We start from the raw sequence: 923 nt of genomic DNA, 5'->3' as shown, positions 1-923 counted from the left end.
GCGCGGTATTCACTATACATGTCCGTGGCAATCATTTTGACGCGCTTTCGCTCTTCCACTGGGATTTTGAGAAAGTAGCTGAGCAGATAATCTTTTCTTCTGCTTGGCAGGATATCCACCGGCTCCTGTGACTCAAAGTCGAGAATAACGAACACATATTTTGAGTTCTCTCCCGGATGATAAAATGCGTAGTTCTCATCCCAGCACATCAATGTGGGCAGAGGTCTTCGCGCCTCCTTTACGTGGGCATCGAAGACGGAGGCAGCGGTTGTGGGAGAGATGTGATACCGCTTAGCGACGGAAGCGAAGGTCTCGGTCTGAATCTTCAAATCGTTCAGAATGTTTTCAACCGTGAGGGCGGAGATGTGCTGCTTCCTGAAACAGAATGGATTGTTCTCATAGTACGTTCGATGACAGACAGGGCAGATGTACCTGCGGGCATGATAGAAGATGGTGCACTCACGATCAGTAAAGACGCCGTGGCTTATCTTCTTGTCAATGTAGTCCTTAACCCTTGGCAGGGTACAGCCGCAATCGGGACAAGGCGGATGATCCGGCCGCAGTAAAACATGGACAGACGCACTGCCATTGTCATTATGGAAGATGACATTCTCCACACTGCCTGTATCGAGGTTAAAGAATTCAAGAATGGCCTGTTTATCAGATTGTTCGGACATAGATCTTCTCCTTTGAGCCCAGCATAGGGGAAGATCAGGAAAGCCCCAAGTCAAAGTCATTTGGCCTATTCAGGCAGAGATTGATTCCGGCCACCCAGCCACTGGAAGAATCATATTCTGGAGCCCGGCGGACATCACGCCGGAATAGAACACGAAGCTGTTGAAGCAGCGAATCAGGCGGATCAACCAGCTTCAGGGAAATCCGGAGCTGCACAATGAGCTTATCGAGCCATTTGTTCCAACGGT

General features: G+C 49.6%; 2 protein-coding genes. Both read right to left on the bottom strand.

What is annotated here, in order from left to right; genetic code table 11:
* A partial coding sequence (locus C1714_RS13770; protein ID WP_167850092.1) for a transposase occupies positions 1-677 on the bottom strand: 677 nt, incomplete at its 3' end.
* A 34-nt stretch (positions 678-711) separates the two neighbouring features.
* Positions 712-923 (bottom strand): hypothetical protein (locus C1714_RS14175; RefSeq protein ID WP_167850091.1); only part of this gene is annotated, 212 nt, incomplete at its 5' end.

Source organism: Galactobacillus timonensis, assembly GCF_900240265.1.
GTDB classification, from domain to species: domain Bacteria; phylum Bacillota_I; class Bacilli_A; order Erysipelotrichales; family Erysipelotrichaceae; genus Bulleidia; species Bulleidia timonensis.
This window is presented reverse-complemented; position numbering and strand designations above follow the sequence as displayed.